This is a genomic window from Streptomyces rubradiris (assembly GCF_016860525.1).
GTDB lineage: Bacteria > Actinomycetota > Actinomycetes > Streptomycetales > Streptomycetaceae > Streptomyces > Streptomyces rubradiris.
In genome coordinates, this window is sequence record NZ_BNEA01000001.1 from 566,629 (window position 1) to 585,657 (window position 19,029).

Annotated in this window: 16 protein-coding genes; 9 read left to right on the plus strand and 7 right to left on the minus strand. The window is 74.6% G+C overall.

Features of this window, described 5'->3' with window-relative positions:
* Positions 1–65: 65 nt before the first annotated feature.
* On the minus strand, positions 66–1,685 hold the full coding sequence (gene lnt / locus Srubr_RS02690) for an apolipoprotein N-acyltransferase (protein ID WP_189993287.1): 1,620 nt from the start codon (positions 1,683–1,685) through the stop codon (positions 66–68).
* Between the two features lie 404 nt (positions 1,686–2,089).
* On the opposite strand from lnt, the gene Srubr_RS02695 reads away from it, so the two are divergent.
* Positions 2,090–3,067 carry an O-antigen ligase family protein gene (locus Srubr_RS02695; RefSeq protein ID WP_189993289.1) on the plus strand — a complete coding sequence of 326 codons (978 nt, stop codon included), beginning with the start codon at positions 2,090–2,092 and terminating at the stop codon, positions 3,065–3,067.
* Between the two features lie 237 nt (positions 3,068–3,304).
* Here Srubr_RS02695 and Srubr_RS02700 read toward each other — a convergent pair whose 3' ends face one another.
* A complete protein-coding gene (locus Srubr_RS02700; RefSeq protein ID WP_189993291.1) occupies positions 3,305–3,847 on the minus strand; it encodes a phage holin family protein in 543 nt (180 codons plus the stop codon).
* 104 nt (positions 3,848–3,951) lie between these two features.
* Complete coding sequence (locus tag Srubr_RS02705) at positions 3,952–4,737, minus strand: glutamate racemase (RefSeq protein WP_189993293.1); 786 nt, start codon at positions 4,735–4,737, stop codon at positions 3,952–3,954.
* A 40-nt stretch (positions 4,738–4,777) separates the two neighbouring features.
* Between Srubr_RS02705 and Srubr_RS02710 the strand changes: the two genes are divergently transcribed.
* Complete coding sequence (locus Srubr_RS02710) at positions 4,778–5,971, plus strand: glycosyltransferase (RefSeq protein WP_229926597.1); 1,194 nt, start codon at positions 4,778–4,780, stop codon at positions 5,969–5,971.
* Between the two features lie 67 nt (positions 5,972–6,038).
* On the opposite strand, the gene Srubr_RS02715 is transcribed toward Srubr_RS02710, so the two are convergent.
* On the minus strand, positions 6,039–7,313 hold the full coding sequence (locus tag Srubr_RS02715; protein WP_189993688.1) for a TerD family protein: 1,275 nt from the start codon (positions 7,311–7,313) through the stop codon (positions 6,039–6,041).
* Between the two features lie 313 nt (positions 7,314–7,626).
* Between Srubr_RS02715 and Srubr_RS02720 the strand changes: the two genes are divergently transcribed.
* The 4 genes from Srubr_RS02720 to Srubr_RS02735 all read left to right on the plus strand — a co-directional run bounded on the left by Srubr_RS02720 (position 7,627) and on the right by Srubr_RS02735 (position 12,399).
* Positions 7,627–8,070 (plus strand): DUF6643 family protein, encoded by a 444-nt coding sequence (locus tag Srubr_RS02720; RefSeq protein ID WP_189993297.1) that lies wholly within the window; start codon positions 7,627–7,629, stop codon positions 8,068–8,070.
* Between the two features lie 41 nt (positions 8,071–8,111).
* Positions 8,112–8,972 carry an MOSC domain-containing protein gene (locus tag Srubr_RS02725; protein ID WP_189993299.1) on the plus strand — a complete coding sequence of 287 codons (861 nt, stop codon included), beginning with the start codon at positions 8,112–8,114 and terminating at the stop codon, positions 8,970–8,972.
* A 161-nt stretch (positions 8,973–9,133) separates the two neighbouring features.
* Positions 9,134–9,739, plus strand: a complete 606-nt coding sequence (locus tag Srubr_RS02730) for an Rv1733c family protein (RefSeq protein ID WP_189993301.1) — start codon at positions 9,134–9,136, stop codon at positions 9,737–9,739.
* 221 nt (positions 9,740–9,960) lie between these two features.
* Positions 9,961–12,399 (plus strand): right-handed parallel beta-helix repeat-containing protein, encoded by a 2,439-nt coding sequence (locus Srubr_RS02735; protein ID WP_189993303.1) that lies wholly within the window; start codon positions 9,961–9,963, stop codon positions 12,397–12,399.
* Between the two features lie 26 nt (positions 12,400–12,425).
* Here Srubr_RS02735 and Srubr_RS02740 read toward each other — a convergent pair whose 3' ends face one another.
* Together Srubr_RS02740 and Srubr_RS02745 are read right to left on the minus strand one after the other, a co-directional pair.
* A complete protein-coding gene (locus tag Srubr_RS02740) occupies positions 12,426–12,854 on the minus strand; it encodes a nuclear transport factor 2 family protein (protein ID WP_189993305.1) in 429 nt (142 codons plus the stop codon).
* 110 nt (positions 12,855–12,964) lie between these two features.
* On the minus strand, positions 12,965–15,478 hold the full coding sequence (locus Srubr_RS02745; protein WP_189993307.1) for a hypothetical protein: 2,514 nt from the start codon (positions 15,476–15,478) through the stop codon (positions 12,965–12,967).
* 258 nt (positions 15,479–15,736) lie between these two features.
* Between Srubr_RS02745 and Srubr_RS02750 the strand changes: the two genes are divergently transcribed.
* Positions 15,737–16,567 carry a DeoR/GlpR family DNA-binding transcription regulator gene (locus Srubr_RS02750; protein WP_189993309.1) on the plus strand — a complete coding sequence of 277 codons (831 nt, stop codon included), beginning with the start codon at positions 15,737–15,739 and terminating at the stop codon, positions 16,565–16,567.
* Positions 16,568–16,740: 173 nt separating this feature from the next.
* Positions 16,741–17,214 carry an SRPBCC family protein gene (locus tag Srubr_RS02755; protein ID WP_189993311.1) on the plus strand — a complete coding sequence of 158 codons (474 nt, stop codon included), beginning with the start codon at positions 16,741–16,743 and terminating at the stop codon, positions 17,212–17,214.
* A gap of 27 nt (positions 17,215–17,241) precedes the next feature.
* On the opposite strand, the gene cds1 is transcribed toward Srubr_RS02755, so the two are convergent.
* Positions 17,242–18,366: an L-cysteine desulfhydrase Cds1 gene (cds1, locus tag Srubr_RS02760; protein ID WP_189993313.1), complete on the minus strand. Its 1,125-nt coding sequence runs from the start codon at positions 18,364–18,366 to the stop codon at positions 17,242–17,244.
* 327 nt (positions 18,367–18,693) lie between these two features.
* Here cds1 and Srubr_RS02765 point away from each other — a divergent pair, with 327 nt between their 5' ends.
* On the plus strand, positions 18,694–19,017 hold the full coding sequence (locus tag Srubr_RS02765) for a hypothetical protein (protein WP_189993315.1): 324 nt from the start codon (positions 18,694–18,696) through the stop codon (positions 19,015–19,017).
* Positions 19,018–19,029: the final 12 nt, after the last annotated feature.

Genomic DNA, 19,029 nt, shown 5'->3' on the forward strand with positions numbered 1-19,029 from the left:
TCGCCCCGGCCCGTCGAGGGATCGTACAGCGCTCGTACGGGGGGGCCGTACAGCCAGTCGTACGGCTACGCGTCACCGGCGCGCCGGGCGCGCAGTCCGGAACCCACCGCCCAGCCGATCCCGCCCGCGGCGACCAGCACCAGGGCGATCTCCGGGAGGACGCCCAGTTCGGTGGCGGGAGTGGTGGACGTGCGCAGCGGCACCTTCTGGACGAGGTGGGCGGGCACGAACATGCCGGTCCGCTGGGTGATCCGGCCGTCGGGCAGGATGATCGCGCTGACCCCGCTGGTCACCGGCACGGTCACGGTACGGCTGTGCTCGACGGCACGGATCCGGGACATGGCGAGCTGCTGGTAGGTCATCTCGCTGCGGTCGAAGGTGGCGTTGTTGCTCGGCACGGAGATCATCTCCGCGCCGTGCGTCACCGTGTCCCGCACGGCCCGGTCGAACGCGGCCTCGTAGCAGGTGGCCAGGCCCACCTTCGTACCGGCGATGTCGAACACGCCCGGCTCGGTGCCCCGGCTGAAGTCCTGGCGGGCCATCTCGGTCCAGCTCTTGTTGATGGCGCCGACCAGTGAGCGCAGCGGCAGGAACTCGCCGAAGGGCTGGATCTGCCGCTTGTCGTAGGTCTGCGTCGGTCCCTTGACCGGGTCCCACAGGATCTGCTCGTTGAGCAGCTTGCCGTCCCGCTCCACCACACCGCCGACGGAGACGGGCACGCCGATGTCCTTGGCCGCCTGCTCGATGACGGCGGCGGCGTCGGGGTACTCGAAGGGGTCGATGTCGGAGGAGTTCTCCGGCCACAGGACGAAGTCGGGCTTGGCCGCCTTGCCCGCGCGGACGTCGGCGGCGAGCCTGTGCGTCTCGCGCGCGTGGTAGTCGAGCACGGCCCGCCGCTGGGCGTTGAACTCCAGCCCGGCGCGCGGCACATTGCCCTGGATCACCGCCACGGTGGCGGTGCCGTTCTCCGCCTCGTCGCTCACCAGCGCGCGGGCCGCGACCGCGCCCGCCACCGGTACGGCCACGCTCAGCAGCGCGGCGGTCGCGGCGGCCCGCCGTACGGTCCGGGTCCGCCGCCGCTCGGCGAGCAGCCGCCCGGCCTCGTACAGACCGAAACCGCACAGGACGACCGCGAAGCCGAGCACGGGGGTGCCGCCCACCGCGGCGAGCGGCAGGAAGACACCGTCCGCCTGGCCGAAGGCGATCTTGCCCCACGGAAAGCCGCCGAAGGGCACGCGCGCGCGGGCCGCCTCGCCCGCCGTCCACAGGGCGGCGGCCCACACCGGCCAGGCGGGCAGCCTGGAGACGGCGGCGATGCCGGCGCCGGCCAGGGCGACGAAGACCGCCTCGGCGGCGACCAGGGCCAGCCAGGGCAGGGGGCCGACCTCCACGCTGGTCCACACCAGCAGCGGCAGCAGGAAGCCCAGCCCGAAGAGGTAGCCGAGGCCGAGCGCGGCCTTCCAGCCCCGGCCGCGCAGCACCCAGGCGAAACCGGCGAACGCGGGCAGGGCCAGCCACCACAGGGTCCGCGGCGGGAAGCTGACGTAGAGCAGCACTCCGCAGAGCACGGAGGCGGCGGCCGGGACCAGGCGCAGCAATCGGCCACGGCGCGCGGCGGACGCCGGGCGCGGCTCCAGCTGGTCCGGCTGGTCCGGCTGGTCCACGGAGGTTGCGGTGACGGTCACCCGGGTGAGTGTACGGCGGTCGCCGCCACCGCCGACAGCGCGGTCCGGCGCCGGTTCACCGGAGATCGGCGCTGGTGACGGGGCGTTCGCGGGGGTCGGCGCCCGGCCGCCGGTCTCCGCGTGGGCGCGGCCGGGCGCACACCTGCCGGGCCGTGCCGGACGGGCGCCGGACCGGCGGAATCATGCCGTTCCTCCGCGTACCGTCCCCAAAGCGGTCCGCAGCCGTTACGGTGTGCCCAGCCTCGGCGGCCCGGCCGGACACCGGCCCGCGGCCGGGGCCTGCCAAGGCCGGGGGAGCGGGTACGAGGGGCGACGGGGTGGGGTCGACGGGGACGCGGTCCGCGACCGGTACGTGCGGCGCGGATGCCTGCGGCATGCGAAGAAACGTTTCCGACGGGACGGGCATGCTCCTGTTGGGGGCCTGTGCGGCGTGGTCGCTGATCAGCGCGGCGGCCCGGGGCGGGCGGCCGGAGGGCATGCTGCTCGCGGTGCTCGCCCTGGCCGCCGGGTATGCCGCGGGCCGGATCTCCGGCGCGGTGCTGCCGGTGGCCGCGCCGTGCGTCGGCGCGGCGGCGGGGCTGGGGCTGACGGTGGCACTGCCCGACCTCTCCCCCGGTCCCTGGTACGCCGGCCCGCTCGGGCCCGCCGGCGCTACGGCCGCGCTGCTGGCACTGGCCGCCGGGGCCGCGTGCTGTGCAGCCTGGGCCGCGCGCGTACCGGCGCTCCGGATCGGGCTCGCGGCGCTGGCCTGTGCCACCGTGCCGGCCGGGCTGGCGCTGGGGTCGGCGGCCGGGTGCGTGGCCGGCGGGGCCGTCCTGCTGTGCGCGCCGGCCGCGGGCTCGGCGCACGGCCGGGGCAGGTGGCTGGCGGGGCTGGCCGTGGCGGCGGGCCTGGTGACGGCGGCGCTCTGGGCGGTCGCGGCGGGCGCGCTGCCCGACGGGCTCGCCGGGGCGCTGGGCGGCTGGTTCCCCGCCCAGCGGGTGCCGCAGTGGCAGGACGCCCTGCGGCTGGCGGACGACCACCCCGGGCTGGGCGTCGGACCCGGCCGGTTCGGTGAGCTGGGCGACATCGGCGGGACGCTGCCGGCCGACGGCAGACCGCACTCGGCGCCGTTGCAGCAGGCGGCCGAACAGGGCCTGGTCGGGGTGTCGCTGCTGGCCGCCGTGTTCTGCTGGATGCTGTACGCGCTGTGGCGCAGCGCGCGCCCCACGCCGGTCGCCCTGACCGCGGGCGCGGCGCTGACCGCGCTGGCCGCCCTCGCCTCGGTGAGCAACGCGCTGAGCTTCACCCCGGTGACGGCGGGCGCCGGCCTCCTGGCGGGCTGGGCCACGGCCCGGCCGTGGTCGGCGCCTGGTCACACCGGGACCACCGGAAGCGGCTGAACTCTCGACCCCGTCGTCGGGGCTCCCGGCCGCCACGCGACGCCATGCGCGCTCCCCCGAGCTCTCCGGGCAAGGGTGCCGCCACTCGTCGCCGCACCGGGCCCAGACCCGAGTACGCCCAGTACGAGGGTCAGTACCGCACGCCCCCGGCCTCCTCCGGCCAAAGGGCCCCGAGAGCACGCACCGACGCCGCGCGGCCCGCCTCCGGGCGGACGGCGGGAGTCCTGACGACAGGACCTAACCGGCCGTTCCCGGCCTGATCGTGCCCAGACGGTCGCGGATGAGCCGGACCGCGGATTCCGCGTTGTCCACGGTGATCGTGAACGTGTGGCCGTCCCACAGGCGCAGCACGATGCCCTCGCCACGGCGGACGACGACGGCGGTGCCCTTCTCGGGGCGCCAGCGGTAGCCCCAGCCGCCCCACTGCCGGGGGGTGACATGGGCGGTGAAGTCGGCGCCGGCCACGTGGGAGAGCGGGATGCGGCGGCGCGGCAGCCCCATGTGTCCGCAGCGCACTTCCAGGCACTCGCGGTCGAGCTTGAGGTCGACGTGTACGAAGGCGAGCGTGCCGAAGAGCACGAGCAGGCCGGCGGCGATGCAGCCGACGACGGACATCACCAGCGCGGCGATGCCGGACGTCCAGGCCGAGTCCACGGCCAGCGCGATGCCGAGCGCCAGGCAGGCGGCGCCGACGAGCGCGAACAGCCACTGCACCCGGTTGGTGGCGCGTCCCTTCCAGACCGGGGGAAGCTTTCCGTCGGCGTCGGGGTGGTCCCTCATGTCTACGAGGTTACCCGGATTTCGCCGCCCGGAGAGGGCGTAGCGCGCGGCGGGCGGCCGGCCGGTGCCCGGACGTGCCGGTCACCGGTGCCCGGACGTGCCGGTCAGCGGACCGGACTGACGGCGCGCAGGAAGCGGCCTTCGTCGTAGGACAGTGCCGTGTCCGGAAGGGACGCCTCCCGGCCGCTCAGCAGCACGGTGAGGGTGGCCTCGGCGGCGGCCCGCGGCGCCGGTTCCACTCCGATCCGGCGCAGCGCCTGGGCGGCCACCGCCCCGGCGGTGCCGTGCAGCACCAGCGGCGGGCGGCCGGGCCGCTGGACGGCCGCGCGGATCCGCTCCGCGACCAGCTCGTAGTTGGTGCAGCCCAGGACGAGCGTGGTCACGTCGTCCGGAGTGCGGGCGGCGGCCGAGGCGATCGCGGCGTCGATCGCCTCGTCGTCGGCGTGGTGCACGGCGTCGGCGAGGCCGGGGCACGCCACCTCGGTGACGGCCACGCCGTCGGCGAACCGCTCGATCAGGCCGCGCTGGTAGGCGCTGCCCGTGGTGGCCGGGGTCGCCCAGATCGCGACGGGCCCGCCGCCCGCGGCGGCCGGCTTGATCGCCGGTACGGTGCCGATGATCGGCAGCCGCGGCTCGAAGCGCGCCCGCATCGCCGGCAGGGAGTGCACGGAGGCGGTGTTGCACGCGACGATCAGGACGTCGGGCTCGTGCGCGGCGGCGGCCTCGGCCACGGCGATGGCCCGCTCGGTGATGTCTTCGGGGGTGCGCGGTCCCCAGGGCATGCCGTCCGGGTCCCAGGACAGCACCAGATCCGCGTCGGGCCGCAGCCGGCGTACCGCGGCGGCGGCGGGGAGCAGGCCGATTCCGGAGTCCATGAGCGCGATCTTCACCCGGCCACGATAGACGATGCCCCCTCACGGTCCCCGCCGGGTGGGGCAGACTGCCGCCGTGGACGCGTACTTGTGGATCACCGTCGTATCACTGGCCGCCTGGGCCTGGCTGCTGCTCGGCCAGGGCTTCTTCTGGCGCACGGACGTCCGGCTGCCGCCGCGCCGGGAACCGGACGCGTGGCCGTCGGTCTGCGTGGTCGTACCGGCCCGGGACGAGGCCGCCGTGCTGCCGGACAGCCTGCCATCACTGCTGGCGCAGGACTATCCGGGGCGGGCCGAGGTCTTCCTGGTGGACGACGGCAGCACGGACGGCACCGGGGAGCTGGCCCGCGAGCTGTCCCGGCGGCTCGGCGGGCTGCCGCTGACGGTGGACTCGCCCGGTGAACCGCCGGCGGGCTGGACGGGCAAGCTGTGGGCGGTGCGGTACGGCATCGGGCTGGCACGCGCGCGTGACCCCGAGTATCTGCTGCTGACGGACGCGGACATCGCGCACGCGCCGGACAGCCTGCGCGAGCTGGTGGCGGCGGCCGAGGCGGGCGGCTTCGACGTCGTGTCGCAGATGGCGCGGCTGCGGGTGGCGAGCCTGTGGGAGCGGCTGGTGGTGCCGGCCTTCGTGTACTTCTTCGCGCAGCTGTATCCCTTCCGGTGGATCGGCCGGACGGGTTCGCGTACGGCCGCGGCGGCGGGTGGCTGCGTGCTGCTGCGCGCGGGGACGGCGGAGAAGGCGCGCGTCCCGGACGCCATCCGGCACGCCGTGATCGACGACGTGGCGCTGGCGCGCGCGGTGAAGGGCGCGGGCGGCCGTGTCTGGCTGGGACTGGCCGACCGGGTGGACAGCGTGCGGCCCTATCCGAACCTGGGCGACCTGTGGCGGATGGTCTCGCGCAGCGCGTACGCCCAGCTGCGGCACAATCCCCTGCTGCTCGTCGGTACGGTCGCCGGGCTGGCGCTGGTGTACCTGGTGCCGCCGGCCTCCGTGGTCGTGGGCGCGGCCGGCGGCGACGCGGCGACCGCGCTCGCCGGGGCGGCGGCGTGGGCGGTGATGGCGGGCACGTATCTGCCGATGCTGCGCTACTACGGGCAGCCGCTGTGGCTCGCGCCACTGCTGCCGTTCACCGCGTTCCTGTACCTGCTGATGACGGTCGACTCCGCCGTGCAGCACTACCGCGGGCGCGGGGCCGCCTGGAAGGGCCGTACCTACTCCCGCCCGGACGCCGTGCCCGACGAGGGCTGAGCCCGGCCGGCGCGTGGCCGGGTGCGCCCGGTTCACCGGGGGCACGCCGGCTCGCGGCCCGGCCGGGTCACTTGCGGCCGGGTGTCCAGTTCATGCCCCAGCCGTAGGCGTGGTCCACGGTGCGCTGCGGGCTCGTTCCGCGCTCCGGCACCAGGTACCGCACCTCGCGCTGGACGATCAGGTCGTCGCCGGTGTTGGTGATCAGGGCGAGTGCGCACACCGGGGAGGCGACGGTGCACTCGTCCAGCGAGAACTCGACAGGGGCGCCGTGCTGCGGCTGGAGGGTGACGGTGGCGTGCAGGTCGGCGAACGAACGGGCGCCCTCGTAGATGGTGACGAAGACGAGGATGCGCCGGAAGTCGCGGGTGTGGTCGAGGTTGATGGTGAGGTTCTCGCCGCGGGTCACGGCTCCGGTGCGGTCGTCGCCGTCGAGGTGGATGTACGGCGGCTGGTGGAGCGCGCCGAAGGCGTTGCCGAGGGCCTGGACGACTCCCTTGCTGCCGTCGGCGAGTTCGTACAGCGCGCACAGGTCGAGGTCGATGCCGCCCTGGCCGCTCAGCCGGGCGAGCCAGCCCGTGGACTGCTTGAGCAGGTTCCAGTTGAGGTTCACCCGCATCGCGCCGGAGGTGCCGCCCTGTTTGGCGAGCGAGACGGACGGGGCCGCCTTGGTGAGCGTGACTTTGGAGAGTCGGACCGGCTGGGCCGCGGGCGGCGCTGCGGGGGCCGCGGCGGGAGGGGGCGGCGGAGCCGGCGCCGCCGTGGGAGGCGTGGCGGGGGGCTGCGGGGCGACCGGGGCCGGCGTCGCGGGTGGTGCCGCGTGCTGGGGTTCGTCCACGGTGATGCCGAAGTCCGTCGCCAGTCCTTCGAGTCCGCTGTCGTAGCCCTGGCCGACGGCCCGGAACTTCCAGCCGCCCTGGCGGCGGTAGAACTCGCCGAGCACGAAGGCCGTCTCCACCGTCGCGCCGGGGTTGTCGAAGCGGGCGACGACCTGTCCGGAGGCGGCGTCGGTCACCTCGATGTAGAGGTCCGGGACCTGCCCGAACGTGCCGCCGTCGGCGGAGGCGGCGAGGACGATCCGCTCGATGTCGCCCTCCACGCGCGCGAGGTCGGCCAGCAGGGTGTCGGTGACCCGGCCGCCGGCCGTCCGCTTGCCCTCGTGGCGTACGGCGCCGGAGGCGTGGGCGGGCTGGTTGTAGAAGACGAAGTCGGCGTCGGAGCGGACTTTTCCGGAGACGAGCAGCAGGGCCGAGGCGTCGGCGTCGGGCACGCCGTGGCCGGAGCGCCAGCCCAGTTCGACGCGGAGCGCCGTCGTGGGCACCTGTGTGTTCGATCCTTTCGGCATTGTCATGTCCGCCCCCATCGTGTGTTCGGCTCGGCGGGTTTCGCCCGTCGGCTCCGGATCTTCTCGGACCGTGTGATCCCTACGCCCACAACCTATTCCGCGCTCCGGCGCACGCCCAGGAACGGCACAGGAAGATCGCCGGTCAACCGCCGGTAACACCGAAGGAACTCGGCCTTTACACGATCCAAACGTCGATTGGCGCCCCTTTTTGCCATGTTCGCTCGGATTGGGGATGTCAGACTCCCGACGACACGGAAAACAACCCTCTTATCGGTCTCCCCAACCAGCACATCGTGGGCTTAACTTATGTGCCATGACCTCCCCCCGCTCCACTTATGGTGGCGGCTACTACTCCGCCTCCTTCAAGGAGACCCCGATCTACGACTCGCTCGTCGCCGAGCGTGGCACTCCGCAGATCGCCCCGATCAGGGTCCCCGCCGCCTACGACACGGGCAGCAGCCTGCCCGCCCTGCCGTCGGCCCTGCCCGCCCTCCCGGCGGCCCCGTCCGCGCAGCAGCCCCCGGCCTACGGCTATCCGCAGACGCCGCAGCCCGCGCCGCTCCAGCAGGCACCCACGGCGTACATCCCGCAGCAGGCGAGCGCCCCGCGCGGCTATCCCGGCCCGCAGGCCCCGCAGCAGCAGCGGCCGATGGCGGGAGGCAACGGGTACGAGGCGATGCGCCCCGCCGCGCCGCGCCCCGCGCCCGCTCCCTACCAGGATCCGTACAACAACCAGCAGCAGTACCGCGGTTACTGACGGCAGCCCGGCTGTCAGTGCCGCCTGGCACGATGGACGGCATGGGAAACGCCGTAGTGCAGTCGATCCACGTCCATCCGGTCAAGGCGCTCCGGGGCGTATCGCCCCGGACGGCCGTGGTGGAGCCCTGGGGCCTGGCCGGTGACCGGCGCTGGACGTTGATCGACGACGGGGGAACGGTCGTCACGCAGCGCGAGTCGCCGCGCCTGGCGCTGGCCGCCGCCGAGCCTCTGGCCGGCGGCGGCATTCGTCTGTCCGCGCCCGGCCGGCAGCCGCTGACGGTCGAGGTGCCGGAGCCTTCCGGGACCGTCCTGGTGGACGTGTTCCGCACGAAGGTGGAGGCGGTCCCGGCCGCCGCCGCGGCGCACGACTGGTTCAGCGCCTATCTGGGGACCGGGGTCCGCCTGGTCCACATGGACGATCCGGCCGTCCGCCGCCCGGTCGCCCCGAAGTACGCCCGGCCCGGCGAGACGGTGAGCTTCGCCGACGGCTTCCCCCTGCTGGTCACCACGGCGGCCTCGCTGGAGGCGCTGAACTCCCTGCTGGCCGAGGGGCCGCACGCCCACGAGGGCCCGCTGCCGATGAACCGGTTCCGGCCCAACCTCGTCGTCGCCGGCACCGAGCCCTGGGCGGAGGACGACTGGGCCCGGATCTCCGTCGGCGACGTGGTCTTCCGGGCCGCCAAGCCGAGCGCGCGGTGCGTGGTGACCACCACCGACCAGGACACCGCCGCACGCGGCCGGGAGCCCCTGTACACGCTGGCCCGCCACCGCAGGAGGGGCGGGAAGGTGCTGTTCGGGCTGAACCTCGTGCCCGTCACGCCCGGCACCGTCGGCGTCGGCGACCCGGTGCGGGTGCTGGAGCGCGCCTCGGACGGGGCCCGGGCGGGGGAGGGACGATGATCCGCGGGCGCGGGAACCGGGGCCGTGCGCCGGTCGTTGAGGGGGCGTGAGAAATTCCTGAGAGACCGCGTACATCGGAGGTCACGGCGCTGGTGATGCCGCCCGGTCCGGTTCCGGGCGGGCACCGCCGCCGGGGGTGGTGACAGACCGGAAGGGGGGACATGCGGGCACTCGGTGGGCTGTGGCGCTGGCGGCACAATCCGCTGTGCCGCGCGACCGATCTGGCCGAGGCGTGGCTGGCTCTGGTCGCACTGCTGCTGATCGCCGTGGCCGCGCCCGTGACGGGCTGGCTGACCGGAAGGGCCGCCCAGGACTCGCTCCAGCGGTCGGCGCGGCAGCAACAGCACACGCGCCATCTCGTGACGGCCACCGTGGTGAGGGAGTTGGGCGGCACCCTGCCGGAGGCCGACCCGGAGTCGTCCTCCGCGCGCGAGAGCCACAGCCGGGTCCTGGCGTACTGGCGGGCGCCGGACGGCACCCGGCGGCACGGTCCGGTCCTCGCGGACCTGAAGTCCCCGCACCGGGGCGACCACTTCAGGCTGTGGACCGACTCGCGGGGCCGGATGACGACCCGCCCGCTGGATGCCGCCACGGCGACGACGCACGCCGCGCTCGCGGGGCTCGGCGCGGCCCTGCTGACCGCGGCCCTGGTCGAGACCGGCCGGCGGGTGACCGTATGGCGCCTGGTCCAGCGGCGGTACGCGCGCTGGGACCAGGCGTGGGAGCGGGCCGGCCCGGACTGGGGCAAGGCGGACACCAGCAGCTGACGGCCTTGAGGCTCCGGTCAACCGGGCGTATCCGCACGCGCTACGGTGGACCGGCCGAAGCGCTGCCGGCGACGCCCCTGGGTGCGTGACCCCCGGGGCGGGGGGCCCGGTCGCGCGCACGCGCTCACGCCCGCGGGCCGGGCACGATCGCGGTCCGGCAGCGGCGGCGCCCCGACGGGCGGCGGGCCATCAGGACGACGAGGTGGGGGCACAGCAACGCCATGGCACAGGGCACGGTCCAGGTGACGCACACCGGTACATCGCGGTGGCGGCGCCGCACGGGTGAGTACGCGTCGCTGGCCGCCGCCCTGGAGGCCGCCGCCGACGGCGACGTCCTCACCATCGCCCCCGGCACCTACCGGGAGAACCTCGTCGTGCACCGGGCGGTGACGCTGCGCGGGTCCGAGGGCTCGGCCGGTTCGGTGCGGATCGCGCCCGCGGACGGGGTGCCGCTGACCGTGCGGGCCTCGGCGGTGGTGCGGGACGTGCATGTGGAGGGCCAGGACGCGGCGGTGCCCGCGCTGCTGGTCGAGGAGGGCACCCCCGAGCTGGCGGACGTGCGGATCGTCACCCGGTCCGCCGTCGGCATCGAGGTGCGCGGCGGCGCCCGCCCGACCGTGCGCCGGTGCACCGTCGACAACCCGGCCGGCGTCGGCATCGCCGTACTCGACGCGGGCGGCGGGGTGTTCGAGGACTGCGAGGTCGTCGCGGCCGGACAGGCGGGCGTGGCCGTGCGCGGCGGGGCCCGGCCGCGGCTGGAGCGCTGCCGGGTGCACCACGCCTCCGGTACCGGCCTCACCGTGACCGGGGAGAACACCGCGCTGGAGGCGGTGGGCTGCGAGATGTACGAGGTGCGCGGGGCGGGCGTGCAGGTCACCCAGCGGGCCACCGCGCATCTGACCGACTGCGAGGTGCACCGCACCACCGCCGACGGCATCACCCTGGACACCGACGCGGTGCTCACGCTCGCCGACTGCCGGCTGCACGACATCCCGGAGAACGCCGTCGACCTGCGCTCCCGCTCGGTCCTCACGCTGACCCGGACGACGGTGCGCCGGTTCGGGCGCAACGGCCTGTCGGTGTGGGACCCGGGCACGCGGGTGGACGCCAACCAGTGCGAGATCTCCGACAGCACCGGCGACTATCCGGCGGTGTGGGTGAGCGACGGCGCCACCGCGGTGCTCGACTCCTGCCGGGTGCACGACGTGCCGGACGCGCTGTTCGTCCTGGACCGCGGCTCCCGCGCGGACGTCGTCGACAGCGACCTGTCCCAGGTGCGCAACACGGCCGTGTCGGTGAGCGACGGGGCGACCGCGCAGCTGGACGACTGCCGGATCCGGGAGGCGGCCACCGGCGCCTGGTTCCGCGACCACGGCAGCGGCGGCACGCTGAACAACTGCACCGTGGACGACACCCAGACCGGGGTGATCGTCACCAAGGGCGCCGACCCGGTCATCGAGCGCTGCACGGTCGGCTCCCCCGCCGAGGCGGGTTTCTACGTCTCCGCGGGCGGCCGGGGCAGCTTCCTGAACTGCCGGGTCACCGGCAGCGGGGGCTACGGCTTCCATGTGATCGACGGCAGCCGTACGACACTGCGCAAGTGCCGTACCGAACGCTGCGCGCGCGGCGGTTACGAGTTCGCCGACGGCGGGCCGGACGCGGCCCTGGGGACGGGGCCGGTCGTGGAGGACTGCGCCAGCGACGAGAGCGCCGCCGCCCGGACTCCCGCGGTGCGGGAGCCGGCCGTGCAGACGGTGACGCAGACCCCGGGCCTGCTGGGCTCCCTGCCCGGGCAGCGGGCGGCGGAGCAGGAGCCGGCCGGCCCCGCCGTGGAGCCGGCCGGGCCGCGGCGGACGTCGCAGGACGTGCTCGGCGAACTCGACGCGCTGGTGGGGCTGGAGAGCGTCAAGCGCGAGGTGCGGGCGCTGACCGACATGATCGAGGTGGGCCGGCGCCGGCAGCGGGCGGGGCTGAAGGCGGCCTCGGTCAAGCGGCACCTGGTCTTCACCGGCTCCCCCGGCACCGGCAAGACGACGGTCGCCCGGCTGTACGGCGAGATCCTCGCCGCGCTGGGCGTGCTGGAGAAGGGCCACCTGGTGGAGGTGTCCCGGGTCGACCTGGTCGGCGAGCACATCGGCTCCACGGCGATCCGCACCCAGGAGGCCTTCGAACGGGCGCGTGGCGGTGTGCTGTTCATCGACGAGGCGTACGCGCTGTCCCCGGAGGACGCCGGGCGGGACTTCGGCAAGGAGGCCATCGACACCCTGGTGAAGCTGATGGAGGACCACCGGGAGGAGGTGGTGGTGATCGTCGCCGGGTACACCGCGGAGATGGAGCGCTTCCTCACCGTCAACCCGGGCGTCGCCTCCCGCTTCTCCCGGACCATCACCTTCGGCGACTACGGCCCCGAGGAACTGCTGCGGATCGTGCGGCAGCAGGCGGACGAGCACGAGTACCGGCTGGCGCCGGGCGCGTCCGAGGCGCTGCTGACGTACTTCGCGGCGATCCCGAAGGGCCCGGCGTTCGGCAACGGCCGTACCGCCCGGCAGACGTTCGAGGCGATGGTGGAGCGGCACGCGAGCCGGGTGGCCCAGCTCCCCGACCCGACCACCGACGACCTGACCCTGCTGTACGCGGAGGATCTGCCCGACCTGCCGTGAGCGGCCGTACCGGTCGCCCCCGCGGGCTACAGGTTGTCTCCCCAGCCGGACTGGATCATGGTCTGGAAGGCCCACCTCCCGTCCCGCTTGAGCAGGATGTCGGCGTACCTCAGGCGCTGGGTGCGGCCGTCGGCGGTCATGGTCGAGTCCGTGAAGACGACGGCCATCGAGGAGGACAGGAACACCGGCGTCCGGGTGGACTCGAAGGTGATGTCCTGGTCTCCGTCGCCCATCACCTGGGTCATGGTGGCGACGAACCGGTCCCGGTCCCACTGGGCCGAGCGGCCGTCGCCCTTGGAGTCGTCGCTGACGAGGTTGAGCGGGAACACCGCCATGTCCGCCATGCGCCCGACGTCGCGCCGGCCGCTCGCGGCGTCGTACTCGGCGAACCAGGCGTCCAGGCTCGCGCGGTCCTCGGCGGTCGGGGTGTATCCGGTGTCAGGCAGGAAGGTCATGCGGGCTCCTTCGACGGTGACGGAACGCCAGCTAATCAAGTTTGACTAGCCGAGACGCACGGAGAGTACACCTCTCCACGCCGGTGATCAAACTTGATTAGTGAGGTCGGTCAGGAAGGGTCCGGGCGGACCGGGTCCGGGCGGACCGGGTCCGGGCGCTGGGCCGGGAGGCCGGGCAGGAGGCGGGTCAGCAGGCGCGCCCGTTCGCGGGTGAAGGCGGGGTCCGACGGGTAGCCGGAGTGGCCGAGGATCGGGGCCGGGAGCGGGTGGTCGAGGGTGCGGCCGTAGGCGCGGGGGTCCGGCAGCGGCTCGTGGTCGACTTCCGGGGCGGTGCCGGAGGTGCCGGCGGGAACGCGGACCGGGCCGCCGATGGGGTCGGTACGGCGGTAGAGGTTGCGCCAGCAGGCGATGTCGCGGTGCAGCGCGGCGAGGGCCGGCGGGCCGAAGTGGGCCGGGAACCAGCGGCCGTAGAGGCGCTCCAGCGGGGAGCCGTAGGTGAGCAGGGCGACCCGGGTGCGGACCGAGGGCGGGAGCTGCCAGGCCGCCGCGGCGGCGAGGACGCTGCCCTGGGAGTGCCCGGACAGCACCAGCCGGCCGCCGGTGCGCCGGGTCCAGGTGACCATGCGCCAGGTCAGGTCGGGCACGGCGCGCTCGGCGTAGCAGGGCGGGGCGAAGGGGTGGGCGGCGCGCGGCCAGAACGTGCCGACGTCCCACAGGATGCCGATGGTGCGCCGGGCCGAGGCGTCCTTGTAGGCGCGCCTGCCCCAGGTCACGAAGAGCACGAAGCCGAGGCCGACCAGCCAGGAGCCCAGCGCCTGGGAGGTCTCGGCGACGGCCTGGAGGAGGTGCGGGGTGCGCTGGGCCGCCCCGTCGGGTGTCTTCCCGGTGGCCGCGGCGCCGGCCAGTGCCACCGCGCCCAGCAGCAGGGTGGCGGCGGTGAGGACGGCGACGACGAGCGGGACGCTGTCGGTCAGGGTGGCCATGGCACGGGCGTGCGCGATGGCACGGGTGCGGGGCGGGTCCTCGGGTTCGCCGGGATACTCGCCGGGCACGCGGGCGCGTTCGGCGCGGGCGAGCCTCGCGGTGCGCACCGCGAGGGCGGCGGCCAGGAGCAGCAGCACCGCGAGGAGCGGCGGGATGACGGAGGCCTGCCAGGTCAGCAGTGCCGGCGGACCGGCGAGCAGGGAACGGGTGCCGTCCAGCCAGTCGGCGACGCGCTGGGCGACCCCGCCGGAGATCACTCCGCCCAGTGCGCAGGCGAGCAGGGCGACGGCGGGCCCGCCGAGGCCCCGCATCCCGGTGCGCGGGTCGGGCCGGCGCCGGTACAGGACCCGGGCCACGACCGCGAGGGCGACGATGACCAGGCCCTGGGCCAGCATGAGGACGCCGAAGGCCCAGGCTCCCGGCAGCCGCCCGGTGGACTGCCAGCCGGGCCGGGACCAGCCGGCGTACAGCAGGGCGAGCAACAGCAGGGCGAGCGCGCCGAGCGGCAGGCAGCGGTCCAGATGCCGGTCGAGACGCCGGTCGAGACGGCGCTCGCTGCGGCCCCGGCGGCAGACCACCACGGCCACCGTGACCGCCCCCGCGGCCAGGGCGGCGATCAGGGTCCAGCCGAGGATGTCCAGGACCCCGGGGCCGCCGGGCCGGCGGTCGAAGCGGGCGGCCGGGACGGTGACGGCCGCGGTCACCGTGAGCAGACCGGCCGCGGTGTGCGCCGCGCGCAGCCGGGCGACCAGCCGGCGCCCGTACCAGAAGCCGGGCCGGGCCAGCGCGCTGCCCCGCGGGTCCGGCTCGGTGACGTCGGCTTGCGGCGCTGCGGCGTCGGCGTCCGGCTCGTCGTCCGGGGACAACGGCCGGTGGGACTCGTAGGCGCTCCAGGTGCGGTGGGAGAGGTACCACAGCAGGCCGGTCAGCGCGGCCGGCACCGCGGCGGCCAGGGCCAGCCTGCGGCCGGGCGCGCTCCACCATCCGCCGGCCCCGGCGGGCGCCCCGGGGGCCGCGGGAGCCAGGAAGCCGAGCCAGGAGTGGCGGCGTACACACGCGGGGGCGCTGGCGCACTGCCAGGCCACCAGGTCCAGGGCGACCTCGCAGACGGCGGCGACCAGGAGCACCGTCAGGGTGAGGGCGGTCAGCCGGACCAGGAGGCCGTAGAGCCGCACGGTGCGTTGCCGGCCGGTCGCGGCCGGGCGCATCCAGTGGGCGAGGTTGACGACCATGAACGGCAGCAGCAACAGCCACAGGGCGCGGCTGCCGTCGCCGGAGGTGAGGTTGCACCAGACGTACGCCTCCCGGACCGGCTCGCCGCGCGGGTCCCGGCCGGCCGGGGCGGAACCCGCCTCCCCTCTGTCCTCGACGTCCTCGGCGCGCCGGAAGACGGCGGCCGTGTCGTCGCCGGAGACCCGGACCGTGCGCGGATCGCCGAGCATCTGCTCGGGCGTGGTCCCGCCGACCCCGTGCACCAGCAGCTCCAGGTCGGTCTCCGGCTCCGCCGGCCGTCGCGCCGCGCGGTCCTCGTAGTCCCCTGAGGGAGGTCCCCCTGGGGTCCGGTCGTCGTACCGATCCGGTGCCGGGCCCTCGTACCGCTCATCCGTCTGCTCCGCGGACCGGTCCTGCGCGCGTTCCATCGTCTCGCACATCCCCCGTGACGCCCTGACGTCTGTGTCGTGCGCGCTCCAGGATGGCCGGTCCGGCCGCCGTACACACCTCTCGTCACCGAATCTCCCCGAACCGGGGCGCGCGGACGCCCCGGAGGTGGTGGCGCGGCCGGAGCCGCCCCGTGAAAAGATGGGACGCCCGCGCACTGCCCGAAGGGACGGAAGTCCAGGTCGCAGCCGGTGCGCCGGGCGTGTCGGACGGTTGGCGGCGAAAGGACCGGAGCGTACGTGAGCGAGAATCAGAACCTCCTCGCGGAGCAGCGCCGCGCCCTGATCCTGGACGAGGTCCGGCGTCGCGGCGGGGTACGGGTCAACGAGCTGACCCGCAAGCTCGGCGTCTCGGACATGACCGTGCGCCGCGACCTGGACGCGCTCGCCCGCCAGGGGATGCTGGAGAAGGTGCACGGCGGCGCGGTGCCGGTGGTCGAGGCCAGCACGCACGAGCCGGGGTTCGAGGCGAAGTCGGGGCTGGAGCCGACCGCCAAGGAGGACATCGCGCGGGCTGCGGCCCGGCTGGTGGGCCCGGGGGCGGCGATCGCCCTGTCCGGCGGTACGACGACCTACGCGCTCGCCCGGCAGCTGCTGGAGGTGCCCGACCTGACCGTGGTGACGAACTCGGTGCGGGTCGCGGACGTCTTCCACGTCGCGCAGCGCACCTCGGGGCAGCGGCAGGGGGCGGCCACGGTGGTGCTGACCGGCGGGGTGCGCACCCCGTCGGACTCGCTGGTGGGACCGGTGGCCGACCAGGCGATCGCCGCGCTCCACTTCGATCTGCTGTTCCTCGGTGTGCACGGCATATCGCTGGAAGCGGGGCTGTCCACGCCGAATCTCGCGGAGGCCGAGACCAACCGGCGTCTGGTGCACTCCGCGCGCCGGGTCGTGGTGGTCGCCGACCACACCAAGTGGGGCACGGTGGGCCTGAGTTCCTTCGCCACGCTGGACCAGGTGGACACGCTGGTGACCGACGCGGGCCTGCCCGCCGAGGCGCGCGCGGAGATCTCCGAGCACCTGCGGGTGATCGTGGCGGGCGAGCCGGAGGAAGAGGCCGTGGAGGCCTGACATCCCCTGCCCTACGGGTTCTCCCTCACGGGGTCCTGCCTCAGGGGTCTCCCCGTACTGGTTCCGCCTTACGGGTCCTGCCCGACGGTCCCCATCCGGGGGGCCTTCGGCTATCGTGTGCTGGCCTTGGCCGGTCGACCGCCGCACGGGGCGGCACAAGGGGGTTCGTGCCCATGGCTCGTCGTCTGCGTCCGGTGGGTGTCGACTTCGTCGGGACCGCGCCCGTACGGCTGGTCTTCGACCGGGAGATGTCCGCCGCCCCGGAACAGGTCTTCCACGCGCTCGCCGCGGACGTCTCCGGCTGGCCGCGGTGGTTCTCGGCGGTGACGTCCGCCCGGGCCACCGACGGCGGCGCCGGACGGCAGATCCGGCTCAGGGGCGGGACGCGGTTCGAGGAGACGGTGCTCGTGGCGCGGGAACCGGAGGTGTACGCCTACCGCGTCGATGTCACCAACGCGCCGGGCGCCCGGGCCCTGGTCGAGGAATGGCGGCTGGCTCCCCATGGCACCGGCACCCGTGTGCGGTGGACCTTCGCCGCCGACGGACCCGCGCCGTTCCGGCTCCTCCTCGGGCTCGCCCGGCCGGGCCTGGGGCGGTCCTTCCGGGACGCGGTGCGGGCCTTGGACCGGCGGCTGGCGACGCGCTGACCCTCACCGGACGGCGGAGGCGCGCCGTCAGTCCGGCCACACCCCCGTCGCCAGGAACGAGCCGATCGCCGCCGTGTACGGCGCGATGTCCAGGCCCTGGGCCGCGAGCCACGCGTCCGAGTAGTACTTGTCGAGGTACCGGTCCCCCGGGTCGCACAGCAGGGTGACGACACTGCCGGTACGGCCCTCGGCCACCATCTCCGCGACGATCTTCAGCGCGCTCCACAGCCCGGTGCCCGTGGAGCCGCCCGCCTTGCGGCCGATGGCACCCTCCAGCGCCCGTACCGCGGCGACGCTCGCCGCGTCCGGGACCTTCATCATCCGGTCGATCGCGCCGGGCACGAAGCTGGGCTCCACTCGGGGCCTGCCGATGCCCTCGATCCGGGAGCCGCAGTCGCAGGTGACGTCCGGGTCGCCGGTGGTCCAGCCCTCGAAGAAGCAGGAGTTGTCCGGGTCGGCGACACAGATCCGGGTGTCGTACTGCATGTAGTGGACGTAGCGGGCCAGGGTCGCGGAGGTGCCGCCGGTGCCCGCCGTGGCCACGATCCAGGCCGGCTCCGGGAACCGCTCCAGGCGCAGCTGGCGGAAGATGGACTCGGCGATGTTGTTGTTGCCGCGCCAGTCGGTGGCCCGCTCGGCGTAGGTGAACTGGTCCATGTAGTGGCCGCCGGTCTCCGCCGCCAGGCGGGCTGACTCCTCGTACATCTTCCGGGAGTCGTCCACGAAGTGGCACCGCCCGCCGTGGAACTCGATGAGCCGGCACTTCTCGGCACTGGTCGTGCGCGGCATGACGGCGATGAAGGGCACGCCGATCAGCTTCGCGAAGTAGGCCTCCGAGACCGCCGTGGAACCGCTGGACGCCTCGATCACCGGGCGGCCCGGGCGGATCCAGCCGTTGCACAGGCCGTAGAGGAACAGCGAGCGGGCCAGCCGGTGCTTGAGGCTGCCGGTGGGGTGGGTGGACTCGTCCTTCAGGTACAGGTCGATCCCCCACCGCTCGGGCAGCGGGAAGCGCAGCAGGTGCGTGTCCGCCGAGCGGTTGGCGTCGGCCTGGACCTTGCGGACGGCTTCCTTGAGCCAGTCACGGTAGGCCGGGTCCGTGCGGTCGACGTCGAGGGTGGCGCCGGTGGTGGTCTGGGGCGGGATGCTCACGGCGGGGCTCCTTGCACTCGTCGCCGACGGCGCCTGGCGCGGGCCGGCAGATCGAGCATAGGCGCCTTTCAACACCGTCCCCACCTGCATAAACGCATCTTTGGGCCGCTCCAAGGCAGGCTGGGGCACAGGCGTGCGACCCGGCCGGGGCGCATGGGCGGGCGTGCTCCGGGTGACTCGTTCACGCGCCCCCGCGCGCACTGGTGCTCCTCGCCCGGCCGGGGCAGACTGCACGCGACGGGACGGTCCGTCCTGGACGGGGGCGCACGAGAAACGAGACGAACCCAGGGATTCACGCACCCAGGAAAGAGCGCGAGGGGGGCCGACATGACCGAGCCGGAATTCAGGGCCACAGGCGTGCGCATCGGCAAGGGCCTGCGTTCGCTCACCCGGGCCGGGCAGGTCCGGATCAGCGACGGCAGGCTCCAGTTGCTCACCAGCTACGGCAGCGAGATAGACAGCGCGCCGGTGCAGGCGGTGCGCGCCTCCAAGCCGTGGTTCGTTCCGGACGACCGGGCGCTGGCCGACCTGAACGGCACGCGGTACCTGCTGACGCTGGGCGAGCGCGACCCGGCGCCGGGCCGGCCGGGACCGCCCGCCGCCCGGCGGTTCATCGAGGCGGTCCGCCGGGCCGCGGGGCGCGGCGGCTGAGCGGAGCGGGAC